Below are 23,805 nucleotides of genomic sequence, written 5' to 3'. Positions count from 1 at the left end.
CCCTATTGTCGGTAGCGATGAACACTACGAGACTGCGGTTGGCGGGCGCTGCCCTCGCGGCACTGCTGTCGACGGCACCTCTGGCGGTACCCGCGACGGCGGCGACGCGGATTCCTCTCCCGTTCATCGGCTCGAGTGCCTCACAGACGGGCACCGACACCGAGGAGACGTTCGACGCGGACGGGCTGACGCTCCACGCGAGCCTGCGCACCCCCGCCCATGCCCGTCAGGGGGTCGCCGCGCTGCTCCTGCCCGGCAGCGGCCCCACCGACCGCGACGGCAACCAGTCCGGACTGAAGGCCGACACGATGCGACGCCTCGCCGACGACCTCGCCGCCCAGGGCGTCGCCAGCCTGCGGTTCGACAAGCTCGGCAGCGGAGCCACCGGACTCGCGGGCCTGCCCGCGGACCGGCTCGCCGAATTCGGGTTCACCTCGCAGGTCGACCATGCGCAGGCCGCGGCGGCCCTGCTCTCCGACCGGACCGGCGTGCCCGTCGACCGGCTCGTCCTCGTCGGACACAGCGAAGGCGCACTCACCGCCCTCGAACTGACCGGACGCGGAGTCGGTCACGGCGGGATCGCCCTCCTCGCGCCGCTGCCGATGCGGTACCTGGACCTGCTCACCGCCCAGCTGAACACCCAGCTCGACGCGGCGGTCGGGTCCGGGCAGCTGTCCACCGCCGACGCCGACGCCGCGCGTGCGACGTTGAAGGAGAGCGTCTCGAGCTTGCGGGAGACCGGCAAGTTGCCCGCCAAACCGGATCCACTCCTCGCGAGCATCGGCCTGGTCCACGCCAATGCCAGGTTCCTCGCCGAGGCGGACGCCCAGGACCCGCTCGAGCTCGCCGCGGCGATCGCCGACGACACTCCCGTCCTGGTGACGTGTTCGGACAAGGACCTGAACATCAGCTGCGATCAGGTCGGCGCACTGCGCGACGCGCTCGACCACACCACCCTCCGGTTCGCGCACCTCGCGAACGCCAGTCACCTCCTCGACGAGCTCGGCCCGTTCCCTCCGAGCCGCATCGACCCGCTCGTGCCGCTGCCGGAGTCGCTGGAGTTCGCGGGTGTGCTGCACGAGTGGGCGCTCGGCCTGACCGCCTGATCCGTCACTACTGTGGGGCGGGTGACCACACCGGAACTCGCGCTCACCGCCCGGCTCAACACCTCCGCCGCCGATGCCCGCCGCGGTGTCGTACGACTGCATCCCGAGGCCCTGGCCGCGCTCGGCCTGCGTGAGTGGGACGGTATCGCGGTGATCGGGGCACGGCGCACCGCGGCGGTGGTGGCGCTGGCACCGTCCGGTACCCCCACCGGGACGGCGCTCCTCGACGACGTCACCCTGTCGAACGCTGGACTCAAAGAGGATGCGCGGGTGGTTGTTTCACCGGTGACGGTGTACGGCGCCCGAAGCGCGACGCTGAGCGGCTCGGCGCTGGCGATGCGCTCCATCTCGGAGACCACGCTGCGTCAGGCGCTGCTCGGCAAGGTTCTCACCGTCGGCGACACGGTGTCGCTGCTGCCGCGCGACCTCGGTCCCGGCGTCTCCACCGTCGCCGCCACGCAGTCGTTGTCCCGCACGTTCGGCGTCGCGTGGACGTCGGAGCTCCTGACCGTTGCATCCGTCGACCCGCAGGGACCGGTGAGCGTGCAGCCGAATTCGGCTGTCGGGTGGGATGTCCCAACTTCGTCCTCGGCGCCCGTGCCCCCGAGCCCTGCCCCGACCCCGGTCGCGGCACCGCAGGAGACGTCGCCCCGGCCCGAGCCCGTGGCTGTGCAGGACCTCGTCGGCGTCGCGGCGCAGGCCTCGAGGCTGACCGAGTGGCTCAAACTCGCTCTCGACGAACCGGAGTTGCTGCACACCCTAGGTGCGTCCGCACATCTCGGCGTGCTCGTCACCGGGCCTGCCGGAGTCGGCAAGGCGACACTGGCCCGCGCGGTCCTGGCCGGCCGGAACGTCGCCGAACTGGACGGTCCGACGGTGGGAGCGCTGGAGTCCGGGGCGCGGTTGCAGCGCGTCACCGACGCCGTGGCGAGACTCCGGCACGACCGGGGCGTCCTACTGATCACCGATCTCGACGCCCTGCTGCCCTCCGAGCCGGAACCGGTGTCGACGCTGATCCTCGACGAGCTGCGCCGGGCGGTGGACACCCCGGGCGTCGCGTTCGTCGCGACGACCGCGCACCCCGATGCGCTCGACGACCGCACCCGCGGTCAGGACGTATGCGACCGCGAGCTGACGATTCCCCTCCCGGACGGAGCGACGCGTCGAGCCCTGCTCGAGCTGATGCTGCGGCGCGTCCCGACGGACACGCTCGACCTCGCCGAGATCGCCTCGCGGGCACCCGGTTTCGTCGCGGCCGACCTTGCCGCGCTGGTGCGGGAGGCGGCGATCCGCGCGGCGTCGCGGGCCAGTGCCGCCGGGAGCGAACCGCGTCTGGAGCAGACGGACCTGGTCGGCGCACTGGAGGTGATCCGGCCCCTGTCCCGTTCCGGGACGGAGGAGCTGGCGGTCGGATCGGTGACCCTCGACGATGTCGGGGACATGGTGGAGACCAAGCAGGCACTGACGGAAACGGTCCTGTGGCCGCTGCAGCATCCCGACTCGTTCGCGCGTCTCGGGGTCGACCCGCCGCGGGGTGTCCTGCTGTACGGTCCGCCCGGCTGCGGCAAGACGTATCTCGTTCGGGCGCTGGCCAGTTCGGGTCAACTGTCGGTACATGCGGTCAAGGGTGCCGAGCTGATGGACAAGTGGGTCGGCGCGTCCGAGAAGGCCGTGCGCGAACTGTTCCAGCGGGCACGGGATTCGGCGCCGTCGATGATCTTCCTCGACGAGGTGGACGCGCTCGCACCGCGGCGGGGGCAGTCCTCGGACTCGGGCGTCACCGATCGCGTGGTCGCGTCGCTGCTCACCGAACTCGACGGTGTCGAGCCGCTGCGCGACGTCGTCGTGGTCGGGGCGACCAACCGACCGGACCTGATCGATCCGGCACTGCTGCGTCCGGGACGGTTGGAGAAGTTGGTGTTCGTGCCGCCGCCGGACGCCGACGCACGTCGCGAGATCCTGCGCACCGCGGGTCGTTCCGTGCCGCTGGCCGACGACGTCGACCTGGCAGCGCTGGCCGAGGATCTCGACGGTTACTCGGCGGCGGACTGTTCGGCCCTGTTGCGGGAGGCGGCGCTGGCGGCGATGCGCCGCGACGTCGACGCCGCCGATGTGACCGCGGCCGACGTCGCCGCAGCGCGCGAATCGGTCCGACCGTCCCTCGACGCCGCCCAGGTCGCGCATCTCCAGGCCTACGCCGACGGGCGCTGACGCGTTACCCTCACCGGCATGGCGATCTCCCGTGGGGCACGCACGCTGGTGGTTCTGCTCTGGACGGTATTGCTGGGCGCGGCGCTCGCGGCCGCACCGCCCGCCACGGCCGATGCGGGGACGACGTGGTTGTGCCGTCCCGGACAGCCCGCCGACCCCTGTGGAGGTCGGTCGGGCGCACCGGTCGACTGCTTCTACGTCTACCCCACGATCTCGGCGCAACTGTCGACGAACGCGAACTTCGACAGGTCGCCGGAGGTGCAGGGCATCGCACGCCTGCAGGCCGAGCCGTTCGGCGCGAACTGCAACGTGTGGGCGCCGGTGTATCGCCAGCTCACGCTGCGCAGCCTGTTCGCCGGGACTCCCGAGGAGCGGGCCGCGGCACTCGAACTCGCCTATGACGACGTCGAACGCGCGTGGGACGACTATCTGGCGAACCACAACGACGGACGCGGCGTCGTCCTGATCGGGCACTCCCAGGGGACGCGGATGCTGCGCACCCTGATCCAGGAGCGCATCGAGGGCACTCCCGCGCAGTCGCAGCTGGTGTCGGCACTGCTGCTGGGCGGCGGCGTGACGGTCCGCGCGGGTGACGTCGTCGGGGGCGACTTCGAGTCGGTGCCGGCGTGCACCGATGCCGCGCAGACGGGCTGCGTCGTCGCGTACTCGGCGTACTCGCGGATCCCCCCGGACATCCGGTACGGCCGGTCACCCTCCCCCGGGCTCGAGGTGTTGTGCACCAACCCGGCTTCCCTGCACGACAATTCGGCGTCGGCTCCGCTGCACAGCATCATCGGAGGCCGGGACGTCGAGTCGTTCCGCGGCCGTTGCACCGGCGGCACCACGAACGTGCTGCTGATCGACGGCCCCGGGGCGCAGCTGCTGCCCACCGTCCCGAACGAGTCGTGGGGCCTGCACCTGCTGGACGTCAACGTCGCGCAGGGCGACCTCGTCGACCTGGTCGCCACCCAGGCGGCGGCCTACGGGCACTAGCGCCAGGGGCCGAGGAGCTCGGCGGCGCGGGCGGCGAGATTCGCCTGGAACAGGGGCCCGAAGCTGACGCGCCCGACGCCGAGCGACGCGAGGTGCACACGATCGCCGCTGGCTGGGTCGGCAATCGCGTTGACCGGAAGTGGCAGCGCCGCGACGAGCTCGCGGTACACGTCGTCGGTGTGGAATCCGACCGGGTACAGCGAGTCGGCGCCGGCTTCGGCGCACAGTTCGAGTCGGGCGACCGCGCGAGCGGTCCGGTCCGCCTCGTCACCGATCTGCCGTAGGAAGATGTCGGTGCGGGCGTTGATGACGACGTGGACGCCGACCGCATCGGCGGCGCGGCGCAACCGTCCCACGAAGTCGGCGTGCTCCTGCGCCTCGCGGAGCCTGCCGCCCTCGCTGTGGACGGTGTCCTCGATGTTCAGGCCGACGGCCCCGACCTCGACCAATCCGTCGATGAGGGCCTCGGGGGTCTGCCCGTAGCCGGACTCGATGTCCACCGACACCGGGAGGTCGACGGCGGCCGTGATCTGGGTGACGCGGGTGAGCAGTTCCCCGAACGTCATGCCCTCGTTGTCCGCCCTGCCGATGGAGTCCGCGACCGGATGCGAGCCGACCGTCAGCCCGGCGAAACCTGCCTGCGCGGCAAGGTTCGCGGACCAGGCGTCCCACACCGTCGGAAGGATCACGGGGTCGCCGGGCCGGTGCAGTGCGAGCAGCGTCGTGGCCTTCTCGGTGATCGAATCCATGGTTGGGTGTCCTCGCCTCGTGTGGTGGTGCGGCAATCGTGGCACGCCGCGGCCCCCGGACCGCTGCAGGGACGGCGTGTTTCGCGCCGATCCGGCCGCATCATGTCACGGGTGTGTGAACCTTCGACCGCACGACTGTGATCGGACGAACCGGACTACTAACGTCATCAGAGATTGTCCTGCAGCGCACCGGCTCCCGCACGACACGACACCGGTGCGCCGGTAACCACCGCACGACAGGGAGTCCCGACGCCCATGACCATCGTGTTCGACACCGCGCAGTTCGACGCCGGGGACCGCGCCGACGCGACGTGCACCGCGATGCAGGAGAACTCCGCGCCGTCCACCGTGGTCCTCGAGGACCCGGCTGCGGTGACGTCGCTGATGGAGGTCTGGTCGTACGGCGACGCAAGCATCTTCCGGTCGCGGATGTCGGGCATGGGGCTTGTCCGCACCGGTAAGCAGGCCGACCGGACACCGTCACCGCTGATCGCGATCGCCGTCCAGGAGGTCGCGACGGCCCGCTACGAGCAGCGCGGGGTGCAGCGCCTCGTCGCGCCGGGAGAGTTGATGGTCGTCGACCTGAACGCCGGCTACGACTATTCCTGGGACACGTTCGGCAGTTCCCGCTGTCTGCACGTGCCCCTCGACCGGCTCGACCTGCCGTCCGACGTCATCCGGGCGGCGTCGGCGCATCCGGAGCGCAGTCCGGTGGCCCGGATGATCGCCCGCCACATCTCGACGCTGACCGTCGAGGGGGACGCGCTGAGCGTGGGTCCGGGATCGTCCGCGCTCGGTGAGGCGGCGATCGATCTGGCGCGCGCGCTGTTCGCGACGGCGTCCGGTAGCGACCACGGCCGCACCGCGATGCACGACACCCTGACGACGCGGATCCGCAGTCACGTCCGCGCGCACCTGTTCGACCGGACCCTGTCGGCCGAGACGGTCGCCTCCGCACACGGCATATCGACCCGTCACCTCTACACCCTCTGCGCCGCTGCGGGTTTCAGCCTCGAGCAGTGGATCATCGAGCAGCGGCTGCGGCGCGCCTACGAGGAGCTGTCGACGCCCCGAGCCGCGGCCGTCCCGATCGCGACGATCGCGCGGCGGTTCGGCTTCGCGGGCCACGCGCACTTCACCCGGCGCTTTCGGGCCGCGTACGGCGTCACCCCGTCGCAGTGGCGGGACGCCGCCGCGGCAGCACGGGAGCCGGACCGATGAATCGTTCGTCCTGGGGACAGAACCGTGCCCGCACAGCCGGTTCCGACCGCAGCGACAGCACTAGCGTCCAGCCGACCAGACAGTGGCATCCGACGAAAGGCCCGAGCCATGCCATCGACCGCGTCACCGGACACCGTCGTTCTCGTCCACGGATTGTGGATGACGCCCCGAAGCTGGGAGGGCTGGGTCGCGCACTACGAAGCCAAGGGCTTCCGCGTGATCACCCCCGGATACCCGGGCTTCGACATCGAGGTCGAGGCGCTGCGTGAGAATCCCGACCTGATCGCGAAGCTGACGGTTCCCGAGACCGTCGACCACCTGGCAGCCGTGATCGAAAGTCTCGACAGTCCGCCGATCATCATGGGCCATTCGTTCGGTGGAACGCTCACACAGCTGTTGCTCGCCCGCGGCCTCGGCGCGGCCGGTGTCGTCGTCAACTCCGCCCCGACCGAGGGCGTCCGAGTCACACCGCTGTCCCAGGTCAAATCACTGTTTCCCGCGCTGAAGAACCCGGCGAACCTGCATCGGGCCGTCGGGTTCACGCCCGAGGAGTTCCACTACGCCTTCACCAACACCCTCAGCCGCGAGGACTCCGACGCGGTGTGGGAGCGGTACCACATCCCGGCACCGGGCAACTGGGTCTGGGCGTACGGACTGATCGCCAACTTCAAGCCGGGGCACCAGGAAACGTGGGTGGACTACTCCTCCGACGACCGGGCGCCGCTGCTGTTCATCGCGGGCGGAGCCGACCACATCATGCCCGCGTCGGTGAACAAGTCGAACGCCGACCACTACCGGAAGTCCGCGTCACTCACCGAGTTCCACCTCTTCGAGGGCAGGTCGCACTGGACGTGTGCGGAGCCGGGCTGGGAGGCGGTTGCGGACCTGGCGCTCGAGTGGGCGGTCGAGCACGCAGACTCCCCCGCGGCCGAACCCACCGCCTGACCTCCCGTGCCTCCCGACCCGCAGCCACGCCTCGCGCAGAGCAGTGCACTGCGCGAGGCAGGCGTTCCGGTGTCGATCCACCCCCTTCCCGGTCGCGATCGCTGGGCCCGCGTCCGGACCTGGAACCTCGGCTGCGGCGCCGTGCTCGTCGACGCGGCGGGCACCGGCGTGTCCGTCGGACGCGATCGGGGTGGCGGGGTGTCCCGCCTGACGGTCGCGGCGGTGAGTCCGGGCGACTGGACGTTCACGCAGTACGGACACACCGTCACCCCGACCCGGTCGGAGCCGACCCTCATCCTGATCGACCACACCGCACCCCACGACTTCCGGCGCCGGGACGTCGGTACAGCCGTCAGCATCACTCTCGACCGCACCGCCGTCGTGATACAGCCTGCCGATGTGCCCGAGGCGGCACGGCATCTGTGCGACAGCCCCGCCCTCCACGATCTGATCGTGTGCAGCCTCGTCGATCTCGCCGACATCGCCGCGCATTCACCGTCGGCGCTACCTGCGCTCGTCGACCCCACGGTCGATCTCGTGCGGGCCCTGCTTCTCGGATCGCTCGGGCGACGACCGGACGATCCCCGCGCCGACCTGATCGACAGCATCCGGACGTACATCGATGCACACCTCGGCGAGACCGAGCTCGGACCCACCAAGGTCGCCGCCGCCCACCACATCTCGGTGCGACACCTGCATTCCGTGTGGTCGGCCACCGGTACGACTCTGGGCGAGCACATTTCGAGACGCCGGCTCGACGAGGCCCGTGACACCTTGTTGGACAGCAGGAACCGGCACCTCACGATCGCGGCCGTCGCGCAGCGGCACGGTTTCGTCGACGCCACGCATTTCACCCGACGATTCCGGGACGCATACGGCGTCACGCCGGGACGCCTGCGTCGCGACCGGTTGGCCCGCGCACCCTGAGGACAGCGACGTGCGCAGACGGCCGATTCCGCGCCCACTCCGCGACCTACCGTCGAATCAGCCCGGGGGCGACCCCGACATCGTCCCCGGGGCGTCGCCTCCCACGCGTAACCGGCGTCGCATCACCGCTGTCCCGTGCCCACGACGCAGAACGGGAGTCACCCCATGTCCTTCCCGAAACAGTCGCCCTTCTCGAAAAAACCGCCCTTCTCGACATCCCTCCGGCCGCGAGCTGCCAGGTGGTCGGTCGCGGCGGTGGTCGCCCTCACTCCACTGGCCCTGTCGGTGGCACCCGTCGCCGCAGCTCCCCTGCCCACCGTGGTCCTGGTGCACGGCGCGTTCGCCGACTCGACGGGGTGGAACGACGTCGCCGCCAACCTCACCGCGCGGGGCTATCCCGTCGAGACGTTCGACAACCCACTGCGCGGTCCCGCCTACGATTCGACGCTCCTCGAGCAGAAGCTGGCAGGCATCGAGGGCCCGATCGTCCTCGTCGGCCACTCGTACGGCGGCGTCGTCATCAGCAACACCGACGACCCCGACGTCAAGGCCAACGTGTACATCGCGGCGTTCGCCCCCGACCGCGGCGAGTTCGTCCAGGGCATCCTGAACCCGCTGCGTTTCCCCGGCAGCAAGCTGCTCCCGCCCGCGCTGCAACTGAAGATCGTCGACGACGCGCAGGCCATCGGCGGCAAGAACCTCGACGGGTACATCGCGGGCGAGTACTTCCACGGCATCTTCGCCCAGGACGTCGACGACGCCACCGCCGCCGACATGTTCGCGCACCAGCAGTCCGCGGCACTGTGGGCGAACCTCGAACCGTCCGCGACGCCGACGTGGACGACGCGCCCCAACTGGTATCTCGTGTCGACACAGGATCAGGTGATCCCCCCGGACGCGCAAAGGTTCATGGCCGACCGCGCCCGCGCGCACACCACCGAGATCGACGCCTCCCACGCGTCACTGGTGTCGCGGCCGGACGAGGTGACCGCGGTGATCGTCGACGCCGCAGGCGCCTGAACCGCGCCTGCCCACCCCGCCCGAGGTTCCCTGATGTCACATTCGGGGTCGTGAAGTGACCCGGTGTGACATCAGGGAACCTCGGGTCCGCGGAGCAGGCGGGCTGTTCGGCTAGCGTCGGGCAATGCCCGCCAGGACTCTGCCCGTCACCCCCCGCACCGCCGTGTCCGCGCTCGCCGGACTACTCGGCGCGTTCCTCGTCGCATTCGTCCTCACCGACCCGCCCGGCGGACGGTGGGCGATCGAGGTGTCGGACCGCGAACTCGACCGCTGGCTCGGGGCGCAGCCCACGGGCATCGTGGTCGGCGTCGTCGTCGCGGTCGCGGTCTGTGTCGCCCTCCAGCGAAGCGGGTCGCGGCGCCTCGCCTGGGTGGTGGCCGCCGCGGCGACGCTGCCGCTCGGTCTGGTGCGGATGGCGGTTCCGGAGATCACCGGAGTCGACGCCCTGATCTCGCTGCACATCGTCAAGTGCGTTGCCGCGGGCGCGCTGCTCGGATCGGCGGTCGCGGCGGTGTGGGGCCACCGCGGCGCTCAACTCGCGGTCGTCGTCGGCGCCGTCACCGGGTTCCTGTCCGTGCCCGCCTTCGGCGCGGCGACGTCGACGCAGAGCACCTCGACTCTCGGGGAGCCGTCGTGGTGGCTGCTCGCCGTGACCGTCGCGGCGGCTATCGCTGCGGCCGCGGTCGCGGACACCGGGTCCCGGATCCCCAGGATCACCGCCCCGGAAGCAGGCGCTGCTCTGCTGACGATCGCGGCGCTCGCCGTGATCAACCGGGCGCAGCTCGCGTGGATCGGACAGAGCGGCAACGAGACCCGAACCCGGCAATGGGTGATCATCGCGGTCGCGATGATGGTGGTCCTGGTCGCGACGGTCGTGTGCGCGCGGTTCGTCGCCCGCCGCACCGAGATCGCCGACGGCGTGATCGTCGTGGCCGCCACGGGGATGGCGGCCGCGGCCATGCCGGTCCTGGTCGACCTGCGCAGCCCGTTCCGTGACGTCCCCGCATGGCTGACGGTCACCGTCGCCGCGGTCGCGGTCCTCGCCGGGATGGTGCTCGCACTTCGGCTCCCGAATCCGATGGCCGGACTCGGGGTCGCCGCCCTGGTCCCCGTCGTCGCCGTGATCTGGCCCGACTTCGGCGCCGACGGCCCCTGGCTGCTGGTGCGACTGGCCATAGTCGGTGTCGGCGCCGGGTGGGGCGTGGCGGCGACACTTCCCGGCACCGCCGCCGTCGCGGCGGCCGCACTGTCGATTCCCTTCGTGTCCTACGTCTTCCACGCGGCCGCGACGGTCATCGCGCCCAGCGGTCCGGTGACCTACGACGGCGCATATCAACCACTCAGTGGCTCCGAGATGTCGCTGGAGTACGCGAGTGAGCTCGACAAGCAGTTCGAGAGGTTCGCACTCATCCCCCACTACGACGACCGCGTTGCCGGTATCGCGCTTGCTCTCGCGGTCGCCTTCTGCGCGTGGGGCATTCACGGCTTGCGGGCCCGTCGATGACGACGATGCGCCGCACGTTCGACCTGCTCGCCACTCTGCTGGTCGGCGCGACCGCGGGGTGGGCACTGCTGGCACCGCTGGCACCCAACTTCGGGATCAGCGGCACCGACGGTCAGCTGACTGCGCTGATGGCGAGCCGACCGCTGGCCTCCGCAGTCGGGCTGGTCGTGGCCGCCACGCTCGCGGGCGCGTTGTCTCGGCGCGGGTCCGCGCGAGCGGCACGGATGACCACGCTGGTAGGGCTGGGTGTCCTTGTCGCGGTGCAGTACAGCAATGACGGTGTGTGGCAACTCGAATGGTTGATCGCAGTGACGTGGGTGTCGGGGATCGCGGCGGGTGTCGCGCTCGGCGGTGCGGCCGCCGCAGCCGGCGACCGAACCGAGACGGCCGTGCTGCTCGGCGCCGCAGTCGCCGCGTTCCTGGTGGTTCCCGTCACCAGCGAACTCCTGGGTCGGGCGCCCGAGCAGCAGTGGACGCCCTACGCCCCGCTGACCGACGCGGGCACCCTCACCTCGGCACCGGCGTGGATGCTGCTGCTGCCCGCCATCGTCGCAACAGCCTTCGCGACGGCGCTCGGTGGCGCGCGGCCCGCGAAGCCGTCCACGCGGGGCGTCGCGGTCACGGCGACCGTGGTGGCGACGGCGCTGGCGACGAACGCAGCCATCGCTGCCGCGCAGGACAATCGGCCGCTCACCGGGGCGCTGCTCGCGGTATTCGTCGCCGTCACCATCGGCGCGGCGTTCCTGCTCGACGGACAGGACGGGTCCTTGCTCCTGACGACGACCGCGATCGCCGCGGCAGTCGCGCCGCTGTCCGGATGGTCGGACACCACCTGGATCGGCGTTGTCATCCTGATCGTCGGGCTGACCGTCGGCGTGGTGGTCGGGTCGCGGTGGCCGAGCGTCGTGGTCGGACTGACGCTCCTGGCGGCCGTCTCCCTGGCGGGTCTGCTGCCCGACATCGCGGACGGGATGGGTGGCGCGGTGCGCTGGCTGGCCGTCGCCCCCATTGCCGGCTACGCGCTGGGCTCGTGCGATCCGATCCGGTCGGGCGCCACGATCGCCGGACTCTCGGTGCTGTTCGTGCCCAGCGCCCTGAGCGTCGCGGGGCAGGGGGCACCGGACCTGCTGGAGGATCGGTCGCCACTGAGGTCGCTGCCGCGCGGGATGATGGCGTCGATGCCACCCGACCCCTACTGGCTGACCACTGCGATGACGGTGGTCGGCCTCGCGACGATCGCGGCGGCAGGCCTCCTGCGGCAACGCGCGGAGGACTGAGTCTCCGGCAGTCCCAGCCGCACGGCTGTGCAGTCCTAGCCGCGCGCGGCTGCCGCGACCTTGGCCGCCTCGACCTGCTCGTCTGTCAGCGGGGGCTCGGTCAGGGGTGTGCGAGCGGCGCCCTCGGAGCGCAGGCCGTCGAGGGCGATGCCGAGGTAACGGCGCCACGCGTCGGGGGCGACAGGTCCGGCGAAGTCGATGACGGCGCCGACCATCTTGGCGACGGTGAGCAGGTCGTTGGCGGTGACGTCGGGGCGCAGGGCGCCTGCGTCTCTGGCTCGGGTGATGAGTTGCTCGACGAGCGGGGCGACGCGTTCGCGGGCGCACGCGATCTGCTCGCGGCCCTCGTCGCAGCTGAAGAACACCTCGCCCATGCCACGGTTGGCGGACATCTGCTCGCACGTGAACGCGAGGAAGTTTGCCAGGCCCCGCCACGCGTCGTCGACTTTCAGCGCGTCGCTCGCGCCCGCGGCCATGTCGGCCATGTGTTGTTCGAAGACACCGTCGACGAGTTCCTGCTTGCAGCTGAAACGCCGGTAGACGGTGCCCACGCCGACCTTCGCGTGTTTGGCGACGTCGTCGAGGGTGATGTCGATGCCGCGTAGCGCGAACAGTTCGGCCGCGGCGTCGAGGATCTTGCGGCGATTGCGCTCGGCGTCGGCGCGCAGCGGACGCCCTCCTGTGACAGTGCTCACGAATCTCATCTTGTCATCTCCGGTTTCGCGGCGAATTCGGACCGGGAATCGGACAAACCCGGACAGAACCCACCCCAAGCGCGAAATTAAGTGGAGACAACTCCTCCACATGGGCGTACGGTTTCCTAAGTGGAGTTTACTCCTCCATTTCTTGCGAAGCCCGTCACGTCATGTCACACCGAGGGGGCAGTTCCATGACCACCACCACACTCGACCGGCCCGACGCCGGTCCGGACTCGGCCGAAAGAGAGCACCGACTGCGCTGGCTCGTCCTCGCAGTCATCGCCCTGGCCCAGCTCATGGTCGTGCTCGACGCGACCATCGTGAACATCGCACTCCCCGCCGCGCAGCAGGCACTCGAGTTCTCCGACGCCGACCGCCAGTGGGTGGTCACCGCCTACGCCCTCGCCTTCGGCAGCCTGCTGCTGCTCGGCGGCCGGCTCAGCGACCTGTTCGGCCGACGGAACACCTTCGTCATCGGCCTGGTCGGGTTTGCCGTGATGTCCGCGGTCGGCGGCGCCGCAGTCAACTTCGGCATGCTCGTCGCCGCCCGCGCCGGCCAGGGCGTGTTCGCCGCCCTGCTCGCGCCCGCCGCACTGTCCCTGCTCGCCACCACGTTCACCGAACCCGGAGAACGGGCCAAGGCATTCGGCATCTTCGGCGCGGTCGCGGGAGCGGGCGGCGCCATCGGCCTGCTGCTCGGCGGTGCACTCACCGAGTGGACGTCGTGGCGGTGGAGCCTCTACGTCAACCTGATCTTTGCCGCCGTCGCGCTCGTCGGTGCACTGACGATGATGGCACCGCACCGCGCGGAACACCGCCCGCGCCTGGACATTCCGGGCACGGTGACCGTGTCCGCGGCACTGTTCGGCATCGTCTACGGCTTCTCGCATGCCGAGTCGCACGGCTGGTCGAACCCCGCGACCATCGCCTGGCTCGTCGGTGGCGCCGTCCTGCTCGGTGCCTTCGTGGTGATCGAGACGAGGGTCTCGCATCCGCTGCTGCCACTGCGCATCGTTCTCGACCGCACCCGCGGCGGGGCGTACCTGGCGATGTTCCTCACCGGCTCCGGCATGTTCGCGGTCTTCCTGTTCCTGACCTTCTACATGCAGACGACGCTGATGTACTCGCCGATCGTCACCGGCGTCGCGTTCCTGCCGATGGTCGCGGGCATGGTCGTCTCGGCGACCACGGCGACCGGCGTGCTGCTGCCGCGGGTCGGTCCCCGTCCGCTGATGGTCGGTGGCCTCGCACTCGGCGCGGCGGGCCTCGCCTACCTCGCGCAGCTTCAGGTGGACAGCGGCTACGCCGCACACATCCTGCCGGGACTGGTCCTGCTCGGCATCGGCATGGGCATGGTCTTCGCGCCCGGCATGCAGGGCGCGGTGACCGGCGTGCAACCCGAGGACGCCGGAGTCGCCTCGGCGACGGTGAACACCATGCAGCAGGTCGGCGGCTCCATCGGCACCGCCCTGCTCAGCACAGTCGCAGCGACGGCGGCCGCCGACTTCATGGCGGGCCGGACCCCGGACGCGCAGACGAAGGCACTCGCCGCCGCCGAGAGCTACACCACCACCTTCTGGTGGGCGGCCGCGATCTTCGTCGGCGGCGCGGTCATCTCGGCGTTCCTGCTCCCCGGCGGCACACTGCCCGCCGAGGACAGTGACGTCCTGGTCACTGCCCACTGAGCGAGCGACAGCGCCGCCTGTGAGTCCTTTCGGCCCCCGCTACTGGCCGAAAGGACTCACAGGCGTCAGCCGTTCCGCGCGACGAACCGGTCCATGCACCGCTCGGCGATCGCGGTGATCGTCAGGGACGGGTTCACCAGTCCGACCGCGCCGGGGATCAGTGCACCGTCGACGACGTACAGGTTGTCGTAACCGTGCACCCGACCATCGTCCGTGGCGGCCTTGCCCATCACGACGCCACCGAGTCCGTGATACGTTGCAGCGCTGCCGAATCCGACCGCACGCGAGTACACGGGGATGCCGTTCGCGGGGTATCCGTGGCGGGTGTCGGCCCGCTCGTGGAAGCGTCCCGCGAACCGCGCGGCCCGGATGTCGAGGTCGTTCGCACCCTCCGCGTACGGGTAGTTCAGTTCGACGCGGCCCGTCGCGGGGTTCCAGTCGATGGACCCGCGCTCGTGCGTGATCGCCTGGATCAGGTTCGTGCTGGTGTGCCCGCCCGCGATCTCCGGGAACGGCGCTGCCTGCCACGACATCGACACCGAGCCGTCCGGGTCCTCGTCGTCGTAGAGCAATGCCACGCCGGGGCCGGGCTGCTTCGACCCGTACTCGCGGCGGTTCATCACGCGGGAGGTGATGAAGTCGCCATTGTTGCCGTAGCCCTGCCCGACCTCGGGACTCAGCCTCTGCAGCGTTCCCGTGGCGCGCGCGGTGACGAGCAGTTCGGTGGAGTGATACGAACCGGCAGCCAGGAACAGATGGTCCACGACGAAGGTGCGCGTCCCGAGTTCCCTTCCGTGCTCGTCGATCTGCCGCGCCGTGATCTCGAACCGGTTGCCGAGCTCACGAATTCCAATCGCCTCGTGCAGGGGCAGGACCGTGACGTTGCCGGTGGCCTCGGCGCGAGGCAGATAGTTGTGGTCGACGCTGTTCTTCGCGCCGGAGTTGATGCCGTACGGCCCCTCCGCCACTGAGATCGACGGGCGCAGGCGGCCCTCGAACTCGGCGCGCACGAGATCCCAGTCGACGCAGAAATCGTGGAACGTCGGGGTGCCGCCGTAGTCGGCGATGTCCGCCAGCCACGACCGCGCGCCCACGTACTCGGGCCGGGCCAGCAGGTCGGCGGGCAGCGGCGACGTGCCGAGTTCGGCCTTGGCCCGAGGGAAGTAGAGGCGATCGAGTTCGCCGTAGTCGAGGGACTGCGGGAAGATCTGCTCGAAGTCGCGGCGACGCGGCTGCACCGAGTAGGCGCCGAACACCAGCGATCCGCCGCCGACACCGGCGCCGTAGAGCGCGTTGATGCCGTTGCCCTTGATCTCCTCGACCACGCCCGCGTACAGCGGGATCTGCTGGAACTGCGTCAGCGGGTTGATCGGCGGCTTCGTCGAGAACCACGCCGCCCGGCCATCGGGGTTGTCGAAAGTGGCGAAGGTGTTGCCGGACGGGTCGATCGGCCACCGCCGCCCTCGCTCGAGGACCGTCGTCTCGAATCCGGCCAGCCCGAGTCGCAACGCGGCGACGGCGCCGCCGAATCCGCTGCCGATGACGAGAGCGGTGCGTCCCGGGGCGGACCCCGCCGCCCTTCCCACGCCGAGCGAACCGATTGCGGCGGCGCCGAGTCCGACCGCTGCTCCGCGGAGTACGTCACGTCTCGACACACCACTGGGGTCCATGACCTCCGAACCTAGCCCTCGGAAAACACGTCCGGGCCTGTTCCGGTCGAGTTTCATTCGGTTGACCGAGTAAGCCGATCCAGCAGTGCCCGCCCGCGCGGACTGAGCCGATATCCGACGTCGAGGCTTTCGGTCAGCCCGAGTTCCTTGAGGCGGCGCACCTTCTGTTTGAACGTCGGCCGATCCATCCCGACGACCGGTGCGAGCTCGGTCGAGACCACGGCCGGCCGCTCCCCGATCAGTCGCAGCGTCGCCTGGGTCCACGGTCCGTTGGCATCCATCCGCGCCAGCCTGCGGCGCAGCGCGACGACGTCGGCGTCCGAGAGGTCGGCGTTCTCCCGCAGCACCGCACGGGGGTCGGGGCCGCCCGACCGCAGCGCGATCCGGTAGAGGATCGGACCGTGCGCCTTCTTGTCGACGAACGCGAGGAGGACGTCGGCAGACGCGAAGCCGGCCGCGTGCGCGTCGGCATCCGTCACCTCGTTCGGCGCGACCTCGTCCACGGAGTCGAACGCGATCACCCCGACGGCGGTCCGCTGGCTGCTGCCCGCGCGCACCCGGGGGCGGTCCCATCTCCGGAACGCGAGCCTCACGGTCCCGGCGACGATGCCTGCGAGTGCGTCCGCCGTGAAGATCACCGTCGGCTCAGTCCACCAGGCCGAGCGAACGGAGGTGCTCGAACACCAGCCGGGAGCCGGGAGCGGACTCCGGCATCGCCGCGTACTCGTCGACGGTGAAGTAGCGCAGTTCCGCGATCTCGCTCGTCGCGACGGGCTCGGCGGTCAGCGTCGCGAGGTAGCAGGTCATGTGCAGTCGGGTTCCTGGTGGATGACCGAACGCCTCGGCTTCGAACACCCCGAGCCGTTCGAGGGTGCCGTCGACGATTCCTGCGTCGAGTTCTTCGCGAATCTCCCTGTGCAGAGCCTGTTCCGGCGTCTCCCCGGGGTCGATCTTGCCGCCCGCCATGTAGAAGGCGGTCTTGCCGACAGACCGTGCCTGCAGCATCCGGCGGTCGCGCACGTGGGCGAGTGCGACGGTCCTGATATCGGGCATTCCCCAAGGGTAAGCGCCTGCGGCGCTCGCGAGCGGTTTCAGGGTCCGGACACCCCGAATGCGCGCGGGAGCGGCAGAGCCGCCTGCGGGGGGAATGTTCGTATCCCCTAAACTGGACACCAGGCGTCCGGATACTCCAGGGCGTATAGACACCCCGCCCTCGACACCGACGGAGTGCCCTTGCTCGCAATATTGTTCGCCCACGCATTCGCCGCCGTTCTGGCGCCTGCCGTCGTGCGAACAATGGGGCGCAACGCTTTTCTCCCCCTGTCGCTGGTGCCCGCGGCGTCCCTGGTGTGGGTGATCGCGAACTGGAACACCGAGCAGTCGCTGCACATCACCTGGGCTCCCGGACTGTCGATGAACATCGACATGCGGTTCGACTCCCTCGCCGCGATCATGTCCGCGTTGATCCTCGGCATCGGCACCCTCGTGCTGATCTACTGCGCGCGCTACTTCCAGGACGGCGACACCCGCCTCGGCATCTTCGCCGCCGAGATGGTCGCCTTCTCCGGAGCCATGTTCGGGCTCGTCACCAGCGACAACATGCTCATCCTCTACACGTTCTGGGAATTGACGACGGTCCTGTCATTCCTGCTCGTCGGCCACTACGCCGAGCGTGCGTCGAGTCGCCGCGCCGCCACCCAGGCGCTGCTGGTGACCACTGCGGGCGGCCTGGCGATGCTCGTCGGGTTCATCATCCTCGGGCAGGTCGGCGGCAGTTACCAACTGTCCGTGCTGCTGGAGAACCCTCCGGACGGTGTGCTCGCGGCGATCGGCGTCGTCCTGGTGTTGACCGGTGCACTCTCGAAATCCGCGATCATCCCGATGCACTTCTGGCTCCCCGGAGCGATGGCCGCCCCGACTCCGGTCAGCGCGTACCTGCACGCCGCCGCGATGGTCAAGGCGGGTATCTACCTCATCGCCCGCCTCGCACCCGGCTTCGCCGATTCCGGTCCGTGGCGCGTCACCGTCCTGACGCTCGGCCTCGGCACCATGATTCTCGGCGGCTGGCGCGCGATGCGCGCCTTCGACCTCAAGTTGATCCTCGCGTTCGGCACGGTCAGTCAGCTCGGATTCCTGACCGTGCTCGTCGGGACCGGCTCCCGCGACGCCGCGCTCGCGGGCATCACCCTCGTCGTCGCGCATGCGATGTTCAAAGCCTGCCTGTTCATGGTGGTCGGCATCATCGACCACACGACCGGCACCCGCGACATCCGCAAGCTGGCGCACCTCGGTCCCGCCGCACCGGTCCTGTGCGTCGTCGCCATCGGGGCGGCCGCGAGCATGGCGGGGCTTCCACCGTTCCTGGGGTTCGTCGGCAAGGAAGCCGCGCTCGAGGCCGTCGCGACCACGTCGGTGCTCAACCCGACAGTCCGCGCCCTGGTACTCGCGGGCATCGTCCTCGGTTCGATCCTCACCGTCGCCTACAGCATCCGGTTCGTGTGGGGCGCGTTCGCTCGCAAGCAGCTCGCGGAGCCGAGCGCGCCCGTGCAGAACATGCACCGGGCCGGGCCCCTGTTCCTCGCGGTTCCCGCCCTGCTGTCTGCGGCGGGCCTGGTCACCGGCCTGATCTCGCCGGTCCTCGACAGCCTGCTCGTCGCCTACGCCGACACCCTCCCCGGACCCCAGGGCTACCACCTCGGACTGTGGCACGGGTTCGGGCTGGCCCTGTGGCTGACCGTGCTCGTGATCGTCGGTGGCGTCGCGCTCTACCTCGCGCACCGCCGGATCAGCCGACTCCGGTTCGAGCGTCCCCTGCTGGGCAATGCGGAACGCATCTACGACGCGACGCTGCGCGGCATGGACACCCTGTCGATCCGGCTCACCGGCACCACGCAGCGCGGTTCGCTGCCGCTGACCCAGGCGTCGATTCTCGTCACCCTCGTCCTGCTGCCGACGATCCTGCTGCTCCTCGGCACCGACAACTCGGTGTCCCTGCACGTGTGGGAGTCGCCGGTGCAGTTCGCGGTCGGGCTCATCATGATCTCCGCGGCACTCGCGGCGACCGTCATGCGAAACCGGCTCGCGTCCGTCATCCTCGTCGGCGTCACCGGCTACGGCTGCGGCGTCATCTTCGCGCTCGACGGCGCCCCCGACCTCGCGTTGACGCAGTTCCTGGTCGAGACGCTGACCCTGGTGATCTTCGTGCTGGTGCTCCGCAAGTTGCCCGCCGAGATCGACGAACGCCAGTCCGTCGGGTTCAAGCCGGCGCGTGCGGCGCTCGGCGTCGCGGTCGGCGCGGCCGTGACCGCGCTCGGCGCGTTCGCCATCAGTGCGCGTTCCGCCGAACCGATCTCGGTGCACATGCCCGACCTCGCCTATCACGTCGGCAACGGCAAGAACGTCGTCAACGTCCTGCTCGTCGACATCCGCGCCTGGGACACCCTCGGCGAGATCTCCGTGCTGCTCGTCGCCGCGACCGGCGTCGCGTCCCTGGTGTTCCGCACCCGACGGTTCGGCACCGCGCCCCGCGTGGCGGACGCTCCGTCCTTCGCTCCGACGCCGGAGACCACGTGGCTCCTCGGCGGCGACCTGATCGATCCCCGACACCGGTCGCTGATCCTCGAGGTCACCACGCGAATGGTCTTCCCGACGATGATGGTGCTGTCGGTGTACTTCTTCTTCTCCGGCCACAACGCTCCCGGCGGCGGCTTCGCCGGCGGCCTCACGGCGGGACTCGCGCTCGTGCTCCGCTACCTCGCGGGCGGCCGGTACGAACTCGGCGAAACGGTCCCGATCGACGCGGGCAAGATCCTCGGACTCGGCCTGATCTTCTCCGCGGGCACCGCGCTGGCGTCCGTGTTCCTCGGCGCCCCCGCGCTGTCGTCGGCGACGATCGAGATGACGCTGCCACTGCTCGGCGACATCAAACTCGTGACCGCACTGTTCTTCGACCTCGGCGTCTATCTCATCGTCGTCGGTCTGGTGCTCGACGTCCTGCGCAGCCTGGGCGCCCGACTCGACGCCGAGGTCGAGAACCTCCCCGAGCCCGGAAGGCAGGTGACGACCCGGTGACCGTCAACCTCGGATTCCTCCTCGTCATCGGCATCCTCATCTCGTGCGGTGTGTACCTGCTGCTGGAACGCTCGATCACGAAGATGCTGCTGGGCCTGCTGCTGTTCGGCAACGGCGTCAACCTGCTGATCCTGTCCTCGGGCGGGCCGCCGGGCAGCGCCCCGATCGTCGGCCGCACCAACGAGGTGTACGACGAGATGTCGGATCCGCTCGCGCAGGCGATGATCCTGACCGCGATCGTCATCACGATGGGTATCGCGGCATTCGTGATGGCGTTGGCCTACCGGTCCTACAAGATCAACACGAAGGATGCCGTCGAGGACGACCCCGAGGACACCAAGGTCAAACACCTCCGCAGTCCCGCGGAGGCACCCGACCACGACCGTTCCGACGATCCGATCACCGGCGACTCCACGTTCAGCGGTGACGCCTTCGACGACAAGGGCAACCCGATCCCACTCGAACAGCTCACGAACCTCGAGGAACTCGAGGTGTACGAAGATCTGCGCGAAGGCGACTTCGACGAGTTCGACTCCCGCGGCGACGACGAACCCGGCAACGAGGTCGGGGCCGCTCCGGGCGGTGACCGCCGATGACGCTGTCACCCGGCGTCGTGCAGACGTTGACGCCACTGCCCGTCCTGATCCCGATGCTCGCCGCCGCCGTGACGCTGGTCGGCGGACGCAGGCCACGGTTCCAGCGCGCGGTCACGATCGCCGCACTCGTGGCAGGCCTCGCCGTGTCGTGCATGCTGCTGTACCTCGCCGACCGGGACGGCATCTCGTCGCTGCAGGTCGGCGGCTGGGAATCCCCGATCGGCATCACCCTCGTCGTCGATCGACTATCCGCGATCATGCTGGTCGTCTCGTACATCGTGCTGCTCGCCGTCATGGCGTTCGCCGTCGGCCAGGGTATTCACGACGGCAACGAAAAGCAGCCGGTGTCGATCTTCCTGCCGACCTATCTGGCGCTGGCCGCGGGCATCTCGAACGCCTTCCTCGCCGGCGACCTGTTCAACCTGTTCGTCGGGTTCGAGGTGCTGCTCGCGGCGTCCTTCGTGCTGTTGACCCTCGGCGCCAGCGCCGACCGGGTCCGTGCGGGCGTGTCGTACGTGATGGTGTCCATGGTGTCGTCGCTGATCTTCCTGATCGGCATCGCGCTCGCCTACGGTGCCACCGGCACACTGAACCTCGCGCAGATGGCGGTGCGGCTCGACGACGTCCCGAACGGCACCCGGATGGCGATCTTCGGTGTCCTGCTTGTCGCGTTCGGCATCAAGGCCGCGGTCTTCCCGCTGTCGACGTGGCTGCCCGACTCGTACCCGACCGCACCAGCGCCCGTCACGGCGGTGTTCGCGGGACTGCTCACCAAGGTCGGTGTGTACGCGATCATCCGCGCACACACGCTGCTGTTCCCGCAGGGCGAGCTCGACGACGTCCTGATGATCTGCGGCCTGCTGACGATGATCGTCGGCATCCTCGGTGCGATCGCCCAGTCCGACATCAAGCGTCTGCTCTCGTTCACCCTGGTCAGCCACATCGGCTACATGGTGTTCGGCATCGCGCTCTCGACGCAGCAGGGCCTGTCCGGCTCGATCTACTACGTCGCGCACCACATCATCGTGCAGACCACGCTTTTCCTCGTCGTCGGTCTGATCGAACGGCAGGCCGGGTCGTCGTCGCTGCGCCGGCTCGGTGGTCTCGCCGCCGCGAGCCCGGTGCTGGCGCTCGTGTTCCTGGTTCCCGCGTTGAACCTGGGCGGCATCCCGCCCTTCTCCGGGTTCATCGGCAAGATCGCCCTCCTGCAGGCGGGCGCCGCACATCCGAGCGCGCTGTCCTGGGTGCTCGTCGCGGGCGGCACGCTCACCAGCCTGCTGACCCTGTACGTCGTCGCCCGCGTGTGGACGAAGGCGTTCTGGCGGGCCCGTGCCGACGCCCCGGAAGGCGATCTCGCCGACGTCAGCCCGTCCGCCCTCATCGACGAGTCCGAGGAGGACATCGCGTTCGTCGACCGTGAGGACGTCGGCCGGATGCCCGCGCTGATGCTGGCGCCGACGTTCGCGCTCGTCGGGGTCGGGATCGCGTTGACGGTGTTCGCGGGCCAGATCATCGCCGTCACCGATCGCGCGGCGACGGATCTGCAGGACCGGTCCATCTACATCGACGCCGTGCTCGGTCCGAACTACTCCGAGCATGTCACCGCGACAGGAGGCGACAGATGAGCCGGTCTGCGGTGTTGCGCGCGGGCTCGCTCGCGTGGCTGGTCTTCGTGTGGGTCCTCCTGTGGGGAAACATCTCTGTCGCCAACATCGTCGGCGGCCTGGTCGTCGCCGTCCTCATCACGGTCCTGCTTCCCCTACCCCGCGTTCCCGTCGGCGGTCGCATCCACCTGTGGTCGATCGTGAAACTCGTCGGCATCAGCCTCTGGTACGCGGCGCAGTCGAGCGTCCAGGTGGCATGGCTGTCGATCCGCCCGGGCCCGCTCCCGGTGACCGGCGTTCTCCGTTGCCGGCTGGCCATCAAGTCGGACCTCGTCCTGACGCTGTGCGTGGACGTCCTCAACCTCATTCCGGGCACCCTCGTCCTCGAGGTCGACCAGGTCAAGCGGACGGTGTACGTGCACGTTCTCGACCTCGGCACCGACAGGGCGGTGCACCAGTTCCATGCCACGGTCCGCCGTCTCGAGCGGCTGTTCATCGAGGCGTTCGAACGGCCTGCCGAGTGGGCGGGCGACACCCCCGGCACCGGCGACATCGCCACACGAAAGGAACTGTGATGACGACAGTGATCGTGATCGCCGGGGTGATGATGTCGATCGCCGCGGTACTCACCGCGTACCGCCTGCTCGACGGACCCTCCACCCTGGACCGACTCGTCGCGATGGACACCCTCGTCGCAGTGTCCATCTGCGGTCTCGCCCTCTGGGCGGCGTACAGCATGGACACCACCCTGGTGCCCGCGATCGTCGCCCTCTCCCTCGTCGGGTTCATCGGCTCGGTGTCGGTGGCCCGATTCCGGGTTCGGGACGACCAGTGAGCACCGCACTCGACGTCGTCGCGGCGATCGCCATCCTGCTGGGGGCGCTGCTCGCGATGACCGCCGCGATCGGCATCGTGCGCTTCGACGACACCCTGTCGCGGATGCATCCGGCGACGAAGCCACAGGTGATCGGCATGATCCTGGTGCTCGCCGGCTGCGTGATCCGACTGCGGGGCAATGTCGACATCTGGATGCTCGTCCTAGTCGGACTGTTCACGCTGCTGACCGCACCCGTGATCGCGCACACCGTCGGCCGCGTCGCCTACCGCGAACAGCGCGGACGCGACGGACTCGGACTGGTCGGCGAACTGGACCGCGACGAGGGCCCGACCCCGCGTTAGGCCGCGACCGTGGTCCGTCCCCGACGCCGGTAGCGTGGTGCGGGTGACCGTGATCGTGTGGGTGTCGGCACTGGTTCTCGGGGCCACCCTCCTGGACCGGGTCGCCCTGTGGGCGGAACGCCGTGGCTGGATCTACTGGCGTAAACGCAAGCCGGAGGTCGACGGCGGCGCGATCACCGGCGCCTTCGGCGAGATCCAGTCGGTGCTGTCACCGTCGCACCGTCACGTCGTCGACGAGCAGAGGAACAAGCAGACGCTCCGCCACGACACGGCAACCGGAGACGGCACCGGGATCCGCGTCGACCTCGACGACGGCACGGTCCGCTTCGACCGCTGACCCGTCGGATTC

At 69.7% G+C, this 23,805-nt stretch carries 22 protein-coding genes; 17 read left to right on the top strand and 5 right to left on the bottom strand.

The window, feature by feature from the left end; all coding sequences use genetic code 11:
- Nucleotides 1-17 precede the first annotated feature (17 nt).
- Genes RHCRD62_RS14970 through RHCRD62_RS14960 form a run of 3 tightly spaced genes read left to right on the top strand, consistent with a single transcriptional unit; the run spans nt 18 to nt 4,310 of the window.
- Nucleotides 18-1,106, top strand: a complete 1,089-nt coding sequence (locus RHCRD62_RS14970) for an alpha/beta hydrolase (protein WP_084734283.1) — start codon at nt 18-20, stop codon at nt 1,104-1,106.
- A gap of 21 nt (nt 1,107-1,127) precedes the next feature.
- Nucleotides 1,128-3,317, top strand: coding sequence for an AAA family ATPase (locus RHCRD62_RS14965; protein WP_050065513.1), 2,190 nt, complete (start codon nt 1,128-1,130; stop codon nt 3,315-3,317).
- Nucleotides 3,318-3,335: 18 nt separating this feature from the next.
- Nucleotides 3,336-4,310 (top strand): DUF3089 domain-containing protein, encoded by a 975-nt coding sequence (locus tag RHCRD62_RS14960; protein WP_050065512.1) that lies wholly within the window; start codon nt 3,336-3,338, stop codon nt 4,308-4,310.
- Here RHCRD62_RS14960 and RHCRD62_RS14955 read toward each other — a convergent pair.
- On the bottom strand, nt 4,307-5,059 hold the full coding sequence (locus RHCRD62_RS14955; RefSeq protein ID WP_050065511.1) for an isocitrate lyase/PEP mutase family protein: 753 nt from the start codon (nt 5,057-5,059) through the stop codon (nt 4,307-4,309). The genes RHCRD62_RS14960 and RHCRD62_RS14955 overlap by 4 nt on opposite strands.
- 255 nt (nt 5,060-5,314) lie before the next feature.
- Here RHCRD62_RS14955 and RHCRD62_RS14950 point away from each other — a divergent pair, with 255 nt between their 5' ends.
- From RHCRD62_RS14950 to RHCRD62_RS14925, 6 genes are all read left to right on the top strand, one after another.
- Nucleotides 5,315-6,280, top strand: coding sequence for a helix-turn-helix domain-containing protein (locus tag RHCRD62_RS14950; protein WP_050065510.1), 966 nt, complete (start codon nt 5,315-5,317; stop codon nt 6,278-6,280).
- Between the two features lie 108 nt (nt 6,281-6,388).
- Nucleotides 6,389-7,225 (top strand): alpha/beta hydrolase, encoded by an 837-nt coding sequence (locus RHCRD62_RS14945; protein WP_050065509.1) that lies wholly within the window; start codon nt 6,389-6,391, stop codon nt 7,223-7,225.
- A gap of 6 nt (nt 7,226-7,231) precedes the next feature.
- Complete coding sequence (locus tag RHCRD62_RS14940) at nt 7,232-8,152, top strand: helix-turn-helix transcriptional regulator (protein ID WP_050065508.1); 921 nt, start codon at nt 7,232-7,234, stop codon at nt 8,150-8,152.
- A gap of 165 nt (nt 8,153-8,317) precedes the next feature.
- Complete coding sequence (locus RHCRD62_RS14935) at nt 8,318-9,172, top strand: alpha/beta fold hydrolase (RefSeq protein ID WP_084734282.1); 855 nt, start codon at nt 8,318-8,320, stop codon at nt 9,170-9,172.
- A 124-nt stretch (nt 9,173-9,296) separates the two neighbouring features.
- Nucleotides 9,297-10,676 carry a hypothetical protein gene (locus RHCRD62_RS14930; protein WP_050065506.1) on the top strand — a complete coding sequence of 460 codons (1,380 nt, stop codon included), beginning with the start codon at nt 9,297-9,299 and terminating at the stop codon, nt 10,674-10,676.
- Nucleotides 10,643-11,953, top strand: coding sequence for a hypothetical protein (locus RHCRD62_RS14925; RefSeq protein ID WP_157050939.1), 1,311 nt, complete (start codon nt 10,643-10,645; stop codon nt 11,951-11,953). Before RHCRD62_RS14930 ends, RHCRD62_RS14925 begins: the two co-directional genes overlap by 34 nt.
- A 35-nt stretch (nt 11,954-11,988) precedes the next feature.
- Here the strand turns inward: RHCRD62_RS14925 and RHCRD62_RS14920 are convergent, their stop codons facing one another.
- Nucleotides 11,989-12,657 carry a TetR/AcrR family transcriptional regulator gene (locus RHCRD62_RS14920; RefSeq protein ID WP_050065504.1) on the bottom strand — a complete coding sequence of 223 codons (669 nt, stop codon included), beginning with the start codon at nt 12,655-12,657 and terminating at the stop codon, nt 11,989-11,991.
- A gap of 185 nt (nt 12,658-12,842) precedes the next feature.
- Here RHCRD62_RS14920 and RHCRD62_RS14915 point away from each other — a divergent pair, with 185 nt between their 5' ends.
- A complete protein-coding gene (locus RHCRD62_RS14915) occupies nt 12,843-14,336 on the top strand; it encodes an MFS transporter (RefSeq protein WP_050065503.1) in 1,494 nt (497 codons plus the stop codon).
- Between the two features lie 65 nt (nt 14,337-14,401).
- Here RHCRD62_RS14915 and RHCRD62_RS14910 read toward each other — a convergent pair whose 3' ends face one another.
- The 3 genes from RHCRD62_RS14910 to RHCRD62_RS14900 are packed head-to-tail and all read right to left on the bottom strand — an operon-like array spanning nt 14,402 to nt 17,059.
- On the bottom strand, nt 14,402-16,006 hold the full coding sequence (locus RHCRD62_RS14910; protein ID WP_050065502.1) for a GMC oxidoreductase: 1,605 nt from the start codon (nt 16,004-16,006) through the stop codon (nt 14,402-14,404).
- Between the two features lie 53 nt (nt 16,007-16,059).
- On the bottom strand, nt 16,060-16,644 hold the full coding sequence (locus RHCRD62_RS14905; RefSeq protein ID WP_050065501.1) for a helix-turn-helix domain-containing protein: 585 nt from the start codon (nt 16,642-16,644) through the stop codon (nt 16,060-16,062).
- A gap of 7 nt (nt 16,645-16,651) precedes the next feature.
- Nucleotides 16,652-17,059 carry an NUDIX hydrolase gene (locus RHCRD62_RS14900; protein ID WP_050065500.1) on the bottom strand — a complete coding sequence of 136 codons (408 nt, stop codon included), beginning with the start codon at nt 17,057-17,059 and terminating at the stop codon, nt 16,652-16,654.
- Nucleotides 17,060-17,239: 180 nt separating this feature from the next.
- Between RHCRD62_RS14900 and RHCRD62_RS14895 the strand changes: the two genes are divergently transcribed.
- From RHCRD62_RS14895 to RHCRD62_RS14865, 7 genes are read left to right on the top strand one after another with little or no spacing between them, the layout of a single operon-like run.
- Nucleotides 17,240-20,077: a Na+/H+ antiporter subunit A gene (locus RHCRD62_RS14895; protein ID WP_084734314.1), complete on the top strand. Its 2,838-nt coding sequence runs from the start codon at nt 17,240-17,242 to the stop codon at nt 20,075-20,077.
- Complete coding sequence (locus RHCRD62_RS14890; protein WP_050065498.1) at nt 20,074-20,673, top strand: Na(+)/H(+) antiporter subunit C; 600 nt, start codon at nt 20,074-20,076, stop codon at nt 20,671-20,673. The genes RHCRD62_RS14895 and RHCRD62_RS14890 overlap by 4 nt, the downstream gene beginning before the upstream one ends.
- Nucleotides 20,670-22,298: a Na+/H+ antiporter subunit D gene (locus RHCRD62_RS14885; RefSeq protein ID WP_050065497.1), complete on the top strand. Its 1,629-nt coding sequence runs from the start codon at nt 20,670-20,672 to the stop codon at nt 22,296-22,298. The genes RHCRD62_RS14890 and RHCRD62_RS14885 overlap by 4 nt, the downstream gene beginning before the upstream one ends.
- Nucleotides 22,295-22,852 carry a Na+/H+ antiporter subunit E gene (locus tag RHCRD62_RS14880; protein WP_050065496.1) on the top strand — a complete coding sequence of 186 codons (558 nt, stop codon included), beginning with the start codon at nt 22,295-22,297 and terminating at the stop codon, nt 22,850-22,852. The genes RHCRD62_RS14885 and RHCRD62_RS14880 overlap by 4 nt, the downstream gene beginning before the upstream one ends.
- The gene (locus RHCRD62_RS14875) at nt 22,852-23,112 is read left to right on the top strand and encodes a monovalent cation/H+ antiporter complex subunit F (RefSeq protein ID WP_050065495.1); all 261 of its coding nucleotides are present in this window, start codon (nt 22,852-22,854) and stop codon (nt 23,110-23,112) included. Before RHCRD62_RS14880 ends, RHCRD62_RS14875 begins: the two co-directional genes overlap by 1 nt.
- Complete coding sequence (gene mnhG / locus RHCRD62_RS14870) at nt 23,109-23,456, top strand: monovalent cation/H(+) antiporter subunit G (protein WP_050065494.1); 348 nt, start codon at nt 23,109-23,111, stop codon at nt 23,454-23,456. Before RHCRD62_RS14875 ends, mnhG begins: the two co-directional genes overlap by 4 nt.
- 43 nt (nt 23,457-23,499) lie before the next feature.
- A complete protein-coding gene (locus RHCRD62_RS14865) occupies nt 23,500-23,793 on the top strand; it encodes a DUF6191 domain-containing protein (RefSeq protein WP_050065830.1) in 294 nt (97 codons plus the stop codon).
- The last annotated feature ends 12 nt before the right edge of the window (nt 23,794-23,805 follow it).

It is taken from the genome of Rhodococcus sp. RD6.2 (assembly GCF_001040705.1).
Lineage (GTDB): Bacteria > Actinomycetota > Actinomycetes > Mycobacteriales > Mycobacteriaceae > Rhodococcus_G.
Note: the sequence above shows the minus strand (reverse complement) of the source record. Positions and strands in the feature narration are given on the sequence as shown.